The organism is Xenorhabdus mauleonii (assembly GCF_900113945.1).
Classification (GTDB): Bacteria; Pseudomonadota; Gammaproteobacteria; order Enterobacterales; family Enterobacteriaceae; genus Xenorhabdus; species Xenorhabdus mauleonii.
This window is the reverse complement of sequence record NZ_FORG01000025.1, coordinates 26,913-43,033: the sequence shown is the minus strand read 5'-3', so window position 1 is coordinate 43,033 and position 16,121 is coordinate 26,913. Positions and strand designations below refer to the sequence as shown.

The following is a 16,121-nucleotide window of genomic DNA, read 5'->3' as shown; positions in this document are numbered from 1 at the left end:
TGATCAGACGCTTTTGGTTGATTAGTCACTAAAGGAGCTTAGGATTCTATGCTACAGCAAGAAGTCATATCACAGGTTGCACGCCGTTTACATCAGGCAGAAAAAAATCGTGAGCAAATCCGCCAAATCTCGTTGGATTATCCAGAGATAACATTTGAGGATGCTTACGCCATTCAAAGTGAATGGGTAAATTTGAAAATCATGGAAGGCCGAGTCCTCAAAGGGCACAAGATTGGATTGACGTCCAAGGCGATGCAGGCCAGTTCACAGATTAATGAACCTGATTATGGCTCCTTGCTGGATGATATGTTCTTTCAAGACGGAAGTGACATTCCTTGCGAGCGTTTTATCGTGCCGCGCATTGAGGTTGAGCTGGCGTTTGTGCTGGCAAAACCTCTGAGCGGCCCGAACTGTACGCTGTTTGATGTTTATAATGCGACAGATTACGTTATTCCGGCGCTGGAGCTGATTGATGCCCGTTGCCACAACATTGATCCTGAAACCCAGCGCCCGCGCAAAGTGTTTGACACGATTTCTGATAACGCCGCCAATGGCGGTGTCATTATGGGGGGCCGCCCAATAAAACCGGATGAGCTGGATTTGCGCTGGGTCAGCGCCCTGCTCTACCGCAATGGTGTGATTGAAGAATCCGGTGTCGCCGCCGCGGTTCTCAATCATCCCGCCAACGGGGTTGCATGGCTTGCCAATAAACTGGCACAACATGGTGTCCAACTTGAAGCAGGCCAAATCATTCTGTCCGGCTCTTTTACCCGACCTATTCCCGCCCGCAAGGGGGATACCTTTCATGTGGATTATGGTGTCCTTGGCGCAATTAGCTGCCATTTTGTTTAAAACATTTTTCAATTTTACTGTCAGTACCCTATGGATTTCGAGTTGTGCGGAGCGGCAAGGAAATAACTCTCCGGGAATATAAACAACCGTGTGTTTTTAAAAATATTATTTTACAAAACATTCAGTTATAGAAATAACAACCGGAATAAATGAGGAATGCCGCCAGCAAACAGGCGACTGGAAACACGACGAAAACGAAGAGAAAATCTCATGGATCAATTAACGAATAAATTTAAACAAGCACTAAAAGCCGGGCATCCTCAAATTGGTTTATGGCTTGGACTATGCAGTAGTTACAGTGCAGAAATTCTGGCTGGGACAGGATTTGACTGGCTATTGATTGATGGTGAGCATGCCCCCAACAATATTCCGACCATTCTTTCCCAGTTACAGAGCGTTGCCCCTTATCCAAGCCACCCTGTTGTTCGTCCGCCGTGGAATGATCCGGTAATAATCAAACAGTTATTGGATATTGGTGCGCAAACGCTACTGATACCGATGATCCAAAATGCAGAGCAGGCTCGCCAAGCTGTTCGGGCTACCCGCTATCCACCAGCCGGCATTCGCGGCGTAGGCAGTGGACTGGCACGGGCCGCACGTTGGAATCGCATTCCTGATTATCTCTCTCGCGCCAATGATGAAATGTGCGTGTTAGTTCAAGTAGAAACGCGTGAAGCATTAAACAATATAGCGGAAATAGCCGCCGTCGAAGGTGTTGATGGCGTATTTATCGGCCCTTCGGATCTTAGCGCAGACATGGGGCATATTAATAATCCCCAACATCCTGACGTTAAGTCAGCAATTGAACAAGCCATTACCCAGATTAAAAAGTCAGGTAAAGCAGCCGGTATTTTGATGACCAATATTGAGATAGCCAAACATTACCTTGATATGGGCGTACTGTTTATTGCCGTGGGGGTTGATACTACGTTGCTGGCAAGCGGGGCCACCGCTCTGGCAAAACATTTCGATAAGGCCAATCAAGGACAGAAGCCATCATCAGATACTTATTAATATCCAATACAAACAATGCTGTTGTTACTGCTGTGATTTTTCTATACCCAATGGATTTCAAGGTGCTGCAACAAAGCCGCAACTTGAAAGACGACAGAATATAAAAGGCGGGTGTTAATACGGCACCCGCCATTGCAATTGAAGTTCCTGATAATAGTTTTCCAAGCAGTATTTTCCATGCCCAATGGATTTCAAGTTGTATCGCGGTGGTAAGGGGAACGGCAAATTCGTCGGAAATAAATTTGTTCAGCCCAAGGCTGGCCTTAAGTGAAAAGCAAAAGACGTTCATGAAACCCCGTGTGCATAAATAGCCGTATGTTTCAAACCGGTAACAGGGAAAAATAAGCACCACCAACAAAGAAGCAACTTGAAAAACGCAGGGGATATAACAATAAAAAAGGAAACGACAATGAGCATTTCATCTGGCACCATTCCACAATCAGGATCAGGCAGTCCACCAGATTTAAACCATTCGCCCCATCAGCACCAAAAATTTACCGCCCAACAACAGCAAGTCATTAAAAAATTATTTCGCCGTCTGATCTTCTTTCTCTTCGTCCTGTTTGTCTTCTCTTTTCTCGATCGCATCAATATTGGCTTTGCCGGCTTAACAATGGGTAAAGATCTTGGCCTGACATCCACCATGTTTGGGCTGGCGGCTACCCTGTTTTATGCCACTTATGTGATCTTCGGTATTCCCAGCAATATCATGTTGGGTATTGTGGGCGCCCGCCGTTGGATTGCGATCATTATGGTGTTATGGGGAATTGCTTCAACGGCAACGATGTTTGCAACCGGCCCCACCAGCCTGTATATCCTGCGTATGCTGGTCGGCATTGCAGAAGCGGGCTTTTTGCCGGGCATTCTGGTTTACCTGACTTACTGGTTTCCTGCCTATTATCGCGCCCGCGCCAATGCCCTGTTTATGATAGCCATGCCTGTGACTATGGCATTCGGCTCGTTGATTTCCGGTTATATTCTGGAAATGGACGGCATCTGGAATCTGCATGGCTGGCAGTGGTTGTTTCTACTGGAAGGCTTTCCCTCTGTTTTGCTTGGCTTCGTTGTGTGGTTTTATCTGGTTGATTCTCCGGATAAAGCCAAATGGCTCACTCGTGAGGACAAACAATGCCTTCAGGAGATGATGGAAAACGACAGGCTTTCTCTGGCACAGAACAATGAACTTTCCGTGCCAAAAGTCAGTTTATGGCGTGAAGTTTTTACCCCAATTGTCCTGATGTATACCTTTGCTTATTTCTGCCTGACTAACACCCTGAGCGCCATTAACATCTGGACGCCCCAGATCATGCAAAGCTTCAATCAGGGCAGCAGCCACGTAGTCATCGGTATTCTTACGGCCATTCCGCAATTTTGCACCATCTTGGGCATGATTTACTGGAGTCGGCGCTCTGACCGCCTGCAAGAGCGCAAAATGCATACCGCCCTGCCCTACCTGTTTGCGGCCGCAGGCTGGATTTTAACTTCACTGACCGATAACAGCCTGATTCAACTGCTGGGGATCATCATGGCTTCAACCGGATCGTTTACAGCCATGGCCGTCTTTTGGACAACGCCGGATCAATCCATCAGTTTACGCGCCCGTGCAGTCGGGATCGCTGTGATTAATGCAACGGGAAATATCGGATCTGCCGTCAGCCCTCTGTTGATCGGCTGGCTGAAAGATCTGACCGGCAGCTTTAATGCAGGACTCTATTTTATCGCAGGATTGCTGATCATCGGGGCTTTAATGGTTTTAGCGATCCCCATGAAGCACTTAAGATCACAAACCACTCCGTAAACAAAGAGAAAATGCCGAATCATCAACAAAATATAAAAAGGAAAAATTGATGTCTGCATCCAATGTAATCAAACCCATTATCGCCAATATCGATATCAGCAAAGATTATGATGAAACGCAGGGTTCGGATGATGTTCACTACCAAACTTTCGGCCGCCTGGCAGCATTTTTTGGTCGTGATATGCAGGCACACCGACATGACAACTTTTTCCAATTGCATTATCTGGTGACAGGGCGGATTGAGCTGCAACTGGATGAACAACGTTATTCTGTTCAGGCACCGTTGTTTATCCTGACGCCGCCTTCCGTTCCCCATGCTTTTTTTACTCAAGAAGATACTGACGGCCATGTGCTGACTATTCGTCAAGAATTGATTACCCCATTACTCAGCTCACTTTATCCAACACATCGGGAATTAGTTGAAATCCCTGCCATCTGCCTTTCTGTGGCAGATAAACCCGATGAGCTGGAGGCGTTCAATCACTATTGGGCATTGATTGAACGTGAATCTGTGAACCAATTCGCAGGGCGTGAACAATCGCTGGCATTTCTGGCTCAATCCTTATTTACTTTTTTATTGCGCAGCATTCCTCTTGAAGATCATCGTGCTGGCGGGCTAAGAGGGGAATTAAAACTATTTCAGCGTTTTAACCAATTGGTTGATCAACATTTTCGCCTGCATCTTACTGTTCCGGATTATGCGGAACAATTAGGAATTACAGAATCACGCCTAAAAGATATGTGCCGACGGTTTGCCAATCGCCCGCCAAAACGGCTTATTTTCGATCGTCAATTACGGGAAGCAAAACGACTGCTGCTGTTTAGCGATAGCCCTGTGTTTGAAATAGCCTATCAACTTGGATTTAAAGATCCTGCTTATTTTGCCCGTTTTTTTAATCGATTGGTGGGAAGTTCTCCCAGTGTGTGGCGGGAAAAGTATATTGCCACAGAATAAAATATTGCCTTCAAATTTTGAATTGAAGGCAATATTAATAAATAAATTCATCATAAAATTAAGCTCAGCAAATCATATCATCCCTGAAAAAATTTAAACAAAGATGGGAAATACACCTCTTTTAAAAAAGAGCATTTAATTTATATCAAATACACTTATCATCTAAATAGAACCATTTAATATAGATTCCGATTTAAGCATCCTATAAGTTATCCTGAGTGATTTTTATTTTATCTATATCTTTATAAAACTTTCGTTAAAAAAAGTTAGAGGTTAAAAAATAAAACATGTCGTCATTATTATTTGTATCATGCCTATGACTCCTAAGATATTACATCATCTGATAGTAGTATAACTTTATTAAAAAATGAGGTGTTAAAATGGGTGTTCATTATTCCACTTACAATATTAAGTGTAGATTATCGGTTCCATTTGATTTGGTTAATACTAGATTTGACGTATTTATGTTAACTGTTAGTATTGAAGATGATATTAATAAAGTACATAAATCTACTGGATATTCCACAACGAGACTCATTGCCACTACATCTATTTTAGAAACATTAGAAGAGTTATATGGCAAAGTAAAAGATAGTAATTATTTCGACGAAATATATTTACCCATAATCAAAGAGGAAATTTTATCCTTTGAGAAGATATTAAGATAAAAAGTTAAAGTGATAGAGTATGTAATTCATGCTTTATCACTTAAAAATAAGTGATATTTCAAATATTAATCAAGTTCCAATACATTATAATTACTTGGCAACATATCAATGATCTATACGCGTCGTACTTCAAGGTGCATGTATTATCATCCCGCGACGCGGGATGATAATACGTTGCTTCCTGAAACTTGGAGTTAATAGGGTATAACCCTTATAAATAGAGAAATATTTTATTCTATTATGTTACATAACCCAAAAGAATTTATCACCATACCAACAGTTACCTAAAAATATAGACATCATTGATAATAAAATCAATTGGGTATTATTATTCATAGAATAATAACCATTAAAAAGAAATATAAATCACATTTAAAAGACAAATAATCAATTTTTAACGAAAAGTACTCGAAAACCTTCTAATCATCTCTTCAATTAAATTTATTTAATGCTTCAATCATTTAAGGTAAAGAAACATTAAATTAACATTTAATTCCCATATAAATAACAAGGTCAAATCGGGAATTATGTCAATAATGAGGTAGCCATGAAACTAGAAGATTTGCGTGCAGATTATAAACGTCCGTTTACCAGTAAAGAGTATCTGAGTTCACTTCAAGATGGCCGCGAAATTTACATCTATGGTGAAAGAGTCAAGGATGTCACGACGCATCCGGCGTTCCGTAATGCGGCGGCTTCAATCGGGCAATTGTATGATGCCCTTCATGCTCCGGAAACTCATGATGCACTCTGTTGGAATACCGATACCGGCAATGGTGGCTATACTCACAAATTTTTCCGTTTTGCCACCAGTTCGGATGAGATCCGTCAACAACGCGATGCCATCGCACAGTGGTCACGCCTGAATTATGGCTGGATGGGGCGCTCCCCCGACTACAAGGCCGCGTTTTGTTGTTCATTGGGAGCCTATCCTGAATATTATGGGCAATTTGCTGACAATGCCCGTCTCTGGTATAAACGTATCCAAGAAAGTTGTGTCTATTTTAATCATGCCATTGTTAATCCGCCCATTGATCGCCACAAACCCGCCGATCAGGTAAAAGATGTTTTTATCCAAATAGAAAAAGAGACAGATGCCGGCATTATTGTCAGTGGAGCCAAAGTTGTCGCAACCAATTCAGCACTGACTCACTATAATTTTATCGGTTTTGGCTCCGCGCAAGTGATGGGGGATAACCCCGATTTTGCCCTGATGTTTGTTGCTCCCATGGATGCCGATGGTGTGAAATTAATCTCCCGCGCGTCTTATGAACTCGTGGCTGGTGCGACCGGAGCACCTTTTGATTACCCCCTTTCCAGCCGATTCGATGAAAATGACGCCATTCTGGTGATGGATAAGGTATTAATTCCGTGGGAAAACGTGTTAATTTATCGCGATTTTGACCGCGCACGTAATTGGGCAGTTCAAAGTGGCTTTGCACGTCTGTTCCCGATGCAAGCCTGTGTACGCCTTGCCGTGAAGCTGGATTTCATTACCGCTTTGTTGCAAAAGAGCCTTGAATGTACCGGCGTGGTGGATTTTCGTGGCGTTCAGGCCGATTTGGGTGAAGTTGTCGCATGGCGCAACTTATTCTGGTCACTGACAGATGCCATGTGGGCAGAAGCCAAGCCTTGGGAAAATGGCGCTTATCTGCCAGATACTCAGGCGATACAAACTTATCGCGTCATGGCTCCGATGGCTTATACAAAAATTAAGAACATTATTGAAAGTAATGTCACCAGCGGTTTGATTTATTTGCCGTCCAGTGTGCGAGATATGCAAAATCCAGAAATTAACAAGTATCTGGAAAAATATGTTCGAGGCTCTAATGGCATTGACCATGTCGAGCGAATCAAAATTCTGAAATTAATGTGGGATGCTATTGGCAGTGAATTTGGCGGTCGCCATGAACTATATGAAATCAATTATGCAGGCAGTCAGGATGAAATCCGGTTGCAATGTCTGCGCCATGCCTATGGCTCCGGCAATATGAAAAAAATGATGGAATTAGTCGATAACTGCCTTTCGGACTATGATTTAAATGGTTGGACTCAGCCTCATCTACACAATAACCACGATATTAACCTGTTAGATAAGCTGCTGAAATAAATCGGCAGCAGGAGGACTACTATGTCTGTAGAAAATGAACGTAGCTTGCATTTCAGGAATGCGATGGCAAGCCTTTCCGCTGCGGTGAATATCATTACCACAGACGGCCCCGCCGGACGGAGTGGCATGACGGCAACAGCAGTGTGCTCTGTGACAGATACGCCTCCTACTTTAATGGTATGTATCAACCGCAAAAGTGCTATGAATCCCATCCTTCAGGACAACCGCCATCTGTGTGTCAATATCCTGAACCATGAACAGGAATTGATGGCTCGTCATTTCGCAGGCATGACTGGAGTCAGCATGGAAGACCGCTTTAAGTGGAATGTCTGGAATTCTGGGGCCTTGGGCCAGCCCCTGTTGAAAGAGACGCTTGCCAGCTTGGAAGGACGTATTGAACAAGTACAGGAAGTCGGCACTCACTATGTCTATCTAGTGGGAATATCTCAAATTATCGTTCGCGAAGAGGGCCACGGATTAATTTACTTTAAGCGTAATTTCCATCCAGTGATGGATAAAAGCATGGCAGACTGTGCTTAAAATAACGCTTCATTTAAGCCTTTTTAAAGCAGCAGTATATAAGACTCCGCATAAATAGCCCTTTCTGATATGAAGGTTCTTGAACCATAGGGCCTTCATAAAAAACCATTAATTACTGTTCTAATGTCAACAAAGCATCAGATTATAAATAACAAAAATTTAATATATATATCTTTTTTGATTTAATGCCATCTCCATTATTATTCTCTTGATTGCTTTTCAAGCAACAATAAACAGATCAGATTAAATATCATGCAAATTGATTTATTTGCGAACATATAGCTTTCACATTAATAATTTTTGATATTAATTTAGTGAATAATCTGTCAGATCTGGTATTACTTTTTTACATTAGTGTGATCAATCGTTGAGAAGATACCATTCCAGTATATTAACCTCCCTCGCTTCACGATCACCCTGAAAAAATAAACAAAATCACAACCCGTGCAATACAATACGTTACTAAAATGTTAACAGTAGTATAATCATCTGAAATGTATTGCCACTAGAATGACAGCTAACAGAGGCATTCACTATGAATAAAGCCGCTCCGGCCGGTTTAATGGATCAACCAAAACCCTTTTTCATGATCTTTTTTGTGGAATTATGGGAGCGTTTTGGTTTCTACGGCGTTCAAGGCATCCTTGCCGTTTATTTCGTAAAGCAACTTGGATTTTCAGAAACACAATCATTCATTACTTTTGGTGCATTTACTGCATTAGTTTACGGCCTCATTTCCATCGGCGGCTATGTTGGCGATCATTTATTGGGAACAAAGAGAACCATCGTCCTGGGTGCGATAGTCATGGCAATCGGCTATTTCATGATTGGTCTTTCCATCATGGAGCCTGAATTGATCTTTTATGCATTGGGAACCGTAGCCGTCGGTAATGGCCTTTTCAAAGCCAACCCTGCCAGCCTGTTGGCAAAATGCTACCAACCGCAAGATCCTCGTTTAGACGGCGCATTTACCCTCTTCTACATGTCCATTAACCTTGGTTCCTTAGTATCCCTCTCCATTGCCCCCATCATTGCAGAAAAGTACGGTTATGCCGTTACCTACAATATCTGTGGCATTGGCCTGATCATTGCTCTGCTGGTTTATTTAGCTTGCCGCCGTATGGTCAGCAATATTGGTTCAGATCCGGATCATGCCCCTCTTAACTTCATGATCTTGTTTTTAGTTCTAGTTGGTTCAGTGGCTATGATTGGCATTTGTGCTTGGTTGCTGCATAACATAAAAATTGCCAATATCGCGCTAGCCACAATTTCTGTCGTTGTTGTTGCCATCTTCTTCTGGCAGGCATTTAAGCAAGACAGAGCCGGCCGCAATAAAATGTTTGTGGCCTTTATTCTGATGCTTCAAGCTATTGTGTTCTATATCCTGTATAACCAGATGCCGACCTCCCTTAACTTCTTTGCCATCAACAACGTTCACCACCAGATTTTGGGATTCGATGTCAATCCCATCAGTTTTCAGGCCCTGAATCCTTTTTGGATCATTATTGTCAGCCCTATTCTGGCGCTGATCTACACCAAACTGGGGGCGAAAGGTAAAGATTTCTCCATGCCAACGAAATTCACTTTCGGCATGTTTCTGTGCTCCCTTGGCTTTCTGACTGCTGCGGCTTCCGGCTTATTTGCGGATGAAAATGGCATTACATCCCCGTGGTTTATTGTGCTGGTGTATTTGTTCCAGAGTGTTGGGGAATTAATGATTAGCGCGCTTGGGCTGGCAATGGTTGCCACATTTGTTCCCAGCTACCTGACTGGCTTTATTCTGGGTATGTGGTTCTTGTCACAAGCGGCCGCTTCAATTCTGGGAAGTTATGTCGCTACCTTTACTGCGGCACCAGAGGGCGTGACGAACCCGCTGCAAACCTTACCGCTGTATACCGGGGTGTTTGGTAAGATAGGATTGGCAACCCTGATAGTCACTATTATCATGGCCATCATGGTGCCTTGGCTGAATCGCATCATTAAAGGCGAAGTGAAAGCCTAATCAGGTCAGCTATTTTTAGTTAAAAATATTCTCGGTTAAAAAAAATTCTCCGCCTATTCCCAAATGGAATTGGCGGAGAATTTTTTTAGAATAGCCCGTCAGATACAGCTATAGAAAGAGCTATAAATCGAGCTATGAATCACGGTTTTATTTACAGCACATCAACCGCATTCAATTCTTTAAAGGCTTGCTCCAGACGAACCACCATGGAAGCCTGACCTGCACGCAGCCAAACACGTGGGTCATAGTATTTCTTGTTAGGTTTATCCGCGCCTTCTGGGTTACCTAACTGGCTTTGCAAGTAGCCTTCGTTCTTTTTGTAGTAATTCAGAATACCTTCCCACGTCGCCCACTGGGTATCAGTATCAATATTCATTTTAACTACACCATAGCTGACTGCTTCTTGAATCTCTTCTGCTGTAGAGCCAGAACCGCCGTGGAAAACGAAATCCAGGCTGTTGTGAGGCAGGTTGAATTTCTCAGAAACGTAATCCTGTGAGTTGCGCAGAATTTTTGGCGTCAGTTTAACATTACCTGGCTTGTATACACCGTGAACGTTACCGAAAGAGGCTGCGATGGTGAAACGTGGGCTGATAGCGTTAAGTTTCTCATAAGCATAAGCCACATCTTCTGGCTGAGTATACAGAGAAGAGCTATCCAGATGCGTGTTGTCAACACCGTCTTCTTCACCACCAGTACAGCCTAGCTCAATTTCCAGCGTCATGTCGATTTTCGCCATGCGTGCCAGATATTGGCTGCAAATTTCGATGTTTTCTTCCAGAGACTCTTCTGACAGATCGATCATGTGGGAGGAGAACAGTGGCTTGCCTGTTTGTGCGTAGTGTTTTTCACCCGCATCCAGCAGACCGTCGATCCATGGCAGCAATTTGCGTGCACAGTGGTCAGTATGCAGGATCACCGGTACGCCGTAATGTTCTGCCATTTGATGAACATGATGAGCGCCAGAAATGGAACCCAGAATTGCTGCTTGTTGACCTTCAGCTTTCAGTCCCTTGCCGGCAACGAAAGACGCACCGCCGTTAGAGAACTGGATAATGACCGGAGCACGTACTTTTGCCGCCGTTTCCAACACTGCGTTGATGGAATCAGTACCGACACAGTTAACAGCAGGTAACGCGAAGTTGTTTTCTTTAGCGACGGCAAAGACTTTTTGAACATCATCACCAGTGATGACACCCGGTTTTACGAAATCAAAAATTTTAGACATGTTACGTGGTCCTGTATTGACATTGAACAGGCAGCCATTGCTGCCTGTTATCACAAAGCTTGGTTGCTACAAAACTCAGTTACTGCAAAACTCATTTAATGCAAACTTAGTTACTGTTGGCGCGTTCTTCCAGCATCACAACGGCTGGCAGTTTCTTGCCTTCAACAAACTCAAGGAAGGCGCCGCCACCAGTAGAAATATATGAAATCTTGTCGGCAATTTCGAACAGGTCAATTGCAGCCAAAGTATCACCACCACCGGCAATAGAGAATGCATCACTTTCCGCAATCGCACGGGCGATAATTTCAGTTCCTTTACGGAAGTTAGGGAATTCAAACACACCGACCGGACCATTCCACAGAATGGTTTTGGCATCTTTCAGGATAGCAGCCAGACGTTCAGCAGACTCATCACCCAAATCAAGGATTTGTTCTTCATCTTTAATTTCACTGGTGGATTTCAGTGTCGCTTCAGCAGTTTCAGAGAATTCAGTCGCAACACGAACATCTGTCGGTACTGGGATATCACAGCATTCCAGCAGTTTTTTCGCTTCTGGGATCAAATCGTCTTCATAGAGGGAACGACCCACATTATGTCCTTCTGCGGCAACGAAAGTATTGGCGATGCCACCACCCACGATCAGCTGATCAGCAATTTTAGACAGTGAATCAAGCACAGTCAGTTTAGTCGAAACTTTAGATCCACCCACAATCGCCACCATTGGGCGAGCAGGACTGTGCAGCGCTTTACCCAGAGCGTCCAACTCACCGGACAACAGCGGGCCTGCGCAAGCAATCGGGGCAAATTTGGCAACACCGTGAGTTGATGCCTGTGCACGGTGAGCAGTACCAAAGGCATCCATCACATACACATCACATAACGCTGCATATTGCTTCGACAACGTTTCATCGTCTTTTTTCTCACCTTTGTTGAAGCGAACGTTTTCCAGTACAACCAATTCGCCTTCCGCTACTTCAACGCCATCCAGATAATTTTTTTCCAGACGAACAGGAGAAGAGACTGCCTCTTTCAGATAATCAACGACAGGTTGCAATGAAAACTCTTCGTTGTATTCTCCCTCTGTCGGGCGTCCCAGGTGAGAAGTAACCATGACTTTGGCTCCCTGACTCAACGCAGCCTCAATCGTCGGCAAGGATGCACGAATACGTGCATCTGAAGTAACTTTGCCATCTTTTACAGGCACATTCAGATCAGCACGTATCAGTACGCGTTTACCCGCCAGATCTAAATCAGTCATCTTAATTACAGACATGGTGAATCCTCTCATTGATTCTTCTATAAAATTACTCATTCTTCTGCTGTGTCTGTTTATCAATAACCCCGCCGTCTTTCAAGTTGTCTCTTTGTTAGCTGCGACGCATCTTGAAATTCATAAGGTATAACACTTGATACAACAGAAAATCTGACACAACAGATGATTAATTAAAGCCAGTTGCAGCCATTGCCAACGTCGTATCAATCATGCGGTTGGCAAAGCCCCACTCATTATCACACCATACAAGGGTTTTAATCAGGTGATGCCCGCTGACCCTCGTTTGAGTGCCATCCACAATAGCGCTATGGGGATCGTGGTTAAAATCCGTTGAAACTAACGGCAAATCAGTATAATCCACTATACCATGAAACTCTCTGGACGCTGATTTTCGCAGGAGTTGGTTCACATCTTCAACATTTACCGCAGCATGGACTGTCACACTCAAATCAATTGCTGTCACGTTGATGGTCGGAACCCGAACAGAAATTGCTTCAAACCTATCACTGAATTTGGGGAAGATACGCGTGATCCCCGCAGCCAGTTTTGTATCAACGGGAATAATGGATTGACTGGCTGCCCGGGTCCGGCGTAAATCACGGTGATAAGCATCAATCACTGGCTGATCATTCATGGATGCATGAATGGTTGTCACCGTACCAGATTCAATATTGAGCGCATCATCCAACACTTTAATGATGGGAATGATACAGTTTGTCGTACAGGATGCATTGGAAACGATACGATCTTCTGCAACCAATGAAAGGTGATTAACGCCATATACGATGGTTGCATCCAGATCATTTCCGCCCGGATGAGCAAACAAAACTTTTTTGGCACCACTGGCGAGATGGGCTTCCCCATCTGATCTCTCGCCATGTATACCCGTACAATCAAGCACGATATCAATGCCCAAATCTTTCCAGGGCAAAGCTGAAATATCCGGTTGATGAAACAATCGAATACTGTCATCTCCTACTTGCAATAAATCATTATTCAGGCGTACATCCCACGCAAAACGCCCATGACTGGAATCATATTTTAGTAAGTGAGCGATGCCTTCTGCACCCGCCAACTCATTAATAGCAATTACTGAAATTTCGGCTCGACGCCCGGATTCATAGAGTGCGCGCAAGACACTTCGCCCTATTCTCCCGAATCCGTTAATCGCTACTCTGATTGTCATGTTACTCCCTGAATTTCTCTGTAGTCATGCAACCGCTTAGGATAACTGAGCTGTAGCGCCTTGTACTGATGATTCATCAAAAAATTAACTATATTGTGACAGAGAAGACATTTTACGCATGGATTAACACATCTTACTGAAACGGTTCAGCCAGCCTGAAAGCAGATTACGAAAAAAAAAGTGGGATGGCAAGCCTCATCCATCACATCATGAAGTAAAAATTGAATAAAAAAAGAGCGCATTCGCTCAAAAATTGATACGAATGCGCTTATGATCTTGTTTGCCGATTATTTCAGCAGAGAAGTCGCTTTGGCTACTACGTTTTCAACAGTGAAACCAAACTCTTTGAACAGGGCATCAGCAGGTGCTGATTCACCGAAGGTATTCATACCCACGATCGCGCCGTTAATGCCAACGTATTTGAACCAGTAATCCGCGATACCTGCTTCTACAGCAACGCGGGCAGAAACTGCCGCAGGCAGTACCGCTTCACGGTATGCAGCATCCTGCTTATCGAAAGCATCGGTAGATGGCATGGAAACCACACGCACCTGACGGCCTTCGGCGCTCAGTTGTTCTGCCGCTTTCACAGCCAGTTCAACTTCAGAACCCGTTGCAATCAGGATCAACTCAGGTTGGCCTGCACAATCTTTCAGGACGTAAGCACCTTTCTCGATGCTCGCCAATTGTTCAGCGGTACGCTCCTGCTGAGCCAGGTTCTGGCGGGAGAAAATCAAAGCCGTCGGGCCATCTTTGCGCTCAATCGCATATTTCCACGCAACTGCGGATTCAACCTGATCACATGGACGCCATGTGCTCATGTTTGGTGTTACGCGCAGGCTGGCAATTTGTTCAACTGGCTGATGGGTCGGGCCATCTTCACCCAAACCGATTGAGTCATGGGTATAAACAAAGATGCTGCGAATTTTCATCAGTGCTGCCATGCGTACTGCGTTACGGGCATATTCCACAAACATCAGGAAGGTTGCGCCATAAGGTACAAAACCGCCATGCAACGCGATACCGTTCATGATCGCAGACATACCGAATTCACGCACACCGTAATGAATGTAGTTGCCGTCCTGCACTTCATTCAATGGCTTGGAGCCAGACCACATGGTCAGGTTACTTGGTGCCAAGTCAGCAGAGCCACCCATGAATTCAGGCAGAACTTTACCGAATGCTTCCAATGCGTTTTGTGATGCTTTACGGCTGGCAATGGAAGCCGGATTCTGTTGCAGGTTTTCGATGAATGCCTTAGATTCCGCTTCCCAGTTTGCTGGCAGTTCACCGCTGGTGCGACGGCTAAATTCAGCAGCCAGTTCCGGATGTGCTTTTGCATAAGCAGCAAATTTTTCATCCCACGCGCTTTCTTTAGTTTTGCCCGCTTCTTTCGCATTCCAGCCAGCATAAATATCCTGAGGAATCTCAAACGCAGGGTGTTCCCAGCCCAGAGCTTTACGCGTTGCTTCGATTTCTGCATCACCCAGAGGCGCGCCGTGACACTCTTCTTTGCCTGCTTTGTTTGGTGAACCAAAACCAATGATAGTTTTGCACATCAACAAAGATGGTTTGCCGGTTTCTTTACGTGCTGCTTCAATCGCTGCGGCAATAGCGTCAGAGTCATGGCCATCCACGCCACGGATAACATGCCAGCCGTATGCTTCGAAACGTGCTGCGGTGTCATCGGTGAACCAGCCTTCTACTTCACCATCAATGGAGATGCCATTGTCATCATAGAAAGCAATCAGTTTGCCCAGTTTCAGCGTACCGGCCAAAGAAGACACTTCGTGGGAGATACCTTCCATCATGCAGCCGTCACCCATGAACACATATGTGTAGTGATCGACAATATCATGACCCGGGCGGTTGAACTGCGCTGCCAGTGTACGCTCTGCGATCGCAAAACCGACCGCATTGGCGATACCCTGCCCCAGTGGGCCAGTCGTGGTTTCTACGCCAGGGGCATAGCCATATTCTGGATGACCGGGAGTTTTGGAATGCAGTTGACGGAAATTTTTCAAATCGTCAATGGAAACATCATAACCCGTGAGGTGCAGCAAGCTGTAAATCAGCATGGAGCCGTGGCCATTAGACAACACAAAGCGGTCACGATCAGCCCAGGCAGGATTGGAAGGGTTATGATTCAGATAGTTGCGCCACAGCACTTCAGCAATGTCAGCCATTCCCATCGGTGCGCCGGGATGCCCTGATTTTGCTTTCTGCACAGCATCCATGCTCAAGAAGCGGATAGCATTAGCAAGGGTTTTACGAGTGGTCATTCTTTACTCCAAGTCGGATAAAAGCGTTAGTGAACTAAGAACTAATTTTCGCAGCGCAGCATACAAACCGCAATCATTAATGCCAGATAAGGAAAACTATCTTAATTTCCATTTTGCATCAATTCTTTGATTTGCCCCGTTGTTTTTCTGAATTTTCAGGCCAGTACAAACAAGGGCTGGCTGACTTGCGCAATGAGAAATAGTTTCACATTA

12 protein-coding genes are annotated in these 16,121 nt (G+C 44.4%); 8 read left to right on the top strand and 4 right to left on the bottom strand.

What is annotated here, in order from left to right; translation table 11 throughout:
* Nucleotides 1-48 precede the first annotated feature (48 nt).
* The 8 genes from hpaH to dtpB all read left to right on the top strand — a co-directional run bounded on the left by hpaH (nt 49) and on the right by dtpB (nt 9,939).
* Nucleotides 49-852, top strand: a complete 804-nt coding sequence (gene hpaH / locus BM100_RS18140) for a 2-oxo-hept-4-ene-1,7-dioate hydratase (RefSeq protein WP_092513531.1) — start codon at nt 49-51, stop codon at nt 850-852.
* 210 nt (nt 853-1,062) lie between these two features.
* On the top strand, nt 1,063-1,866 hold the full coding sequence (gene hpaI, locus BM100_RS18135; protein WP_092513529.1) for a 4-hydroxy-2-oxoheptanedioate aldolase: 804 nt from the start codon (nt 1,063-1,065) through the stop codon (nt 1,864-1,866).
* Between the two features lie 409 nt (nt 1,867-2,275).
* Complete coding sequence (hpaX, locus tag BM100_RS18130) at nt 2,276-3,664, top strand: 4-hydroxyphenylacetate permease (RefSeq protein ID WP_244590724.1); 1,389 nt, start codon at nt 2,276-2,278, stop codon at nt 3,662-3,664.
* 49 nt (nt 3,665-3,713) lie between these two features.
* The gene (gene hpaA, locus BM100_RS18125) at nt 3,714-4,619 is read left to right on the top strand and encodes a 4-hydroxyphenylacetate catabolism regulatory protein HpaA (protein WP_092513527.1); all 906 of its coding nucleotides are present in this window, start codon (nt 3,714-3,716) and stop codon (nt 4,617-4,619) included.
* A 380-nt stretch (nt 4,620-4,999) separates the two neighbouring features.
* Nucleotides 5,000-5,287, top strand: a complete 288-nt coding sequence (locus BM100_RS18120) for a hypothetical protein (protein ID WP_092513525.1) — start codon at nt 5,000-5,002, stop codon at nt 5,285-5,287.
* Nucleotides 5,288-5,834: 547 nt separating this feature from the next.
* Nucleotides 5,835-7,397, top strand: a complete 1,563-nt coding sequence (gene hpaB, locus BM100_RS18115; protein WP_092513522.1) for a 4-hydroxyphenylacetate 3-monooxygenase, oxygenase component — start codon at nt 5,835-5,837, stop codon at nt 7,395-7,397.
* Between the two features lie 21 nt (nt 7,398-7,418).
* Nucleotides 7,419-7,937 carry a 4-hydroxyphenylacetate 3-monooxygenase, reductase component gene (hpaC, locus tag BM100_RS18110; protein WP_092513518.1) on the top strand — a complete coding sequence of 173 codons (519 nt, stop codon included), beginning with the start codon at nt 7,419-7,421 and terminating at the stop codon, nt 7,935-7,937.
* Nucleotides 7,938-8,472: 535 nt separating this feature from the next.
* Nucleotides 8,473-9,939, top strand: a complete 1,467-nt coding sequence (gene dtpB, locus BM100_RS18105; RefSeq protein WP_092513516.1) for a dipeptide/tripeptide permease DtpB — start codon at nt 8,473-8,475, stop codon at nt 9,937-9,939.
* Between the two features lie 151 nt (nt 9,940-10,090).
* On the opposite strand, the gene fbaA is transcribed toward dtpB, so the two are convergent.
* The 4 genes from fbaA to tkt form a co-directional block, all read right to left on the bottom strand.
* Entirely contained in the window at nt 10,091-11,167 is a 1,077-nt protein-coding gene (gene fbaA / locus BM100_RS18100) for a class II fructose-bisphosphate aldolase (protein WP_092513514.1), read from the bottom strand.
* Between the two features lie 106 nt (nt 11,168-11,273).
* A complete protein-coding gene (gene pgk, locus BM100_RS18095; protein ID WP_092513512.1) occupies nt 11,274-12,440 on the bottom strand; it encodes a phosphoglycerate kinase in 1,167 nt (388 codons plus the stop codon).
* A gap of 166 nt (nt 12,441-12,606) precedes the next feature.
* Nucleotides 12,607-13,626: an erythrose-4-phosphate dehydrogenase gene (gene epd / locus BM100_RS18090; RefSeq protein ID WP_092513510.1), complete on the bottom strand. Its 1,020-nt coding sequence runs from the start codon at nt 13,624-13,626 to the stop codon at nt 12,607-12,609.
* A 287-nt stretch (nt 13,627-13,913) separates the two neighbouring features.
* Nucleotides 13,914-15,908: a transketolase gene (tkt, locus tag BM100_RS18085; protein ID WP_092513508.1), complete on the bottom strand. Its 1,995-nt coding sequence runs from the start codon at nt 15,906-15,908 to the stop codon at nt 13,914-13,916.
* Nucleotides 15,909-16,121: the final 213 nt, after the last annotated feature.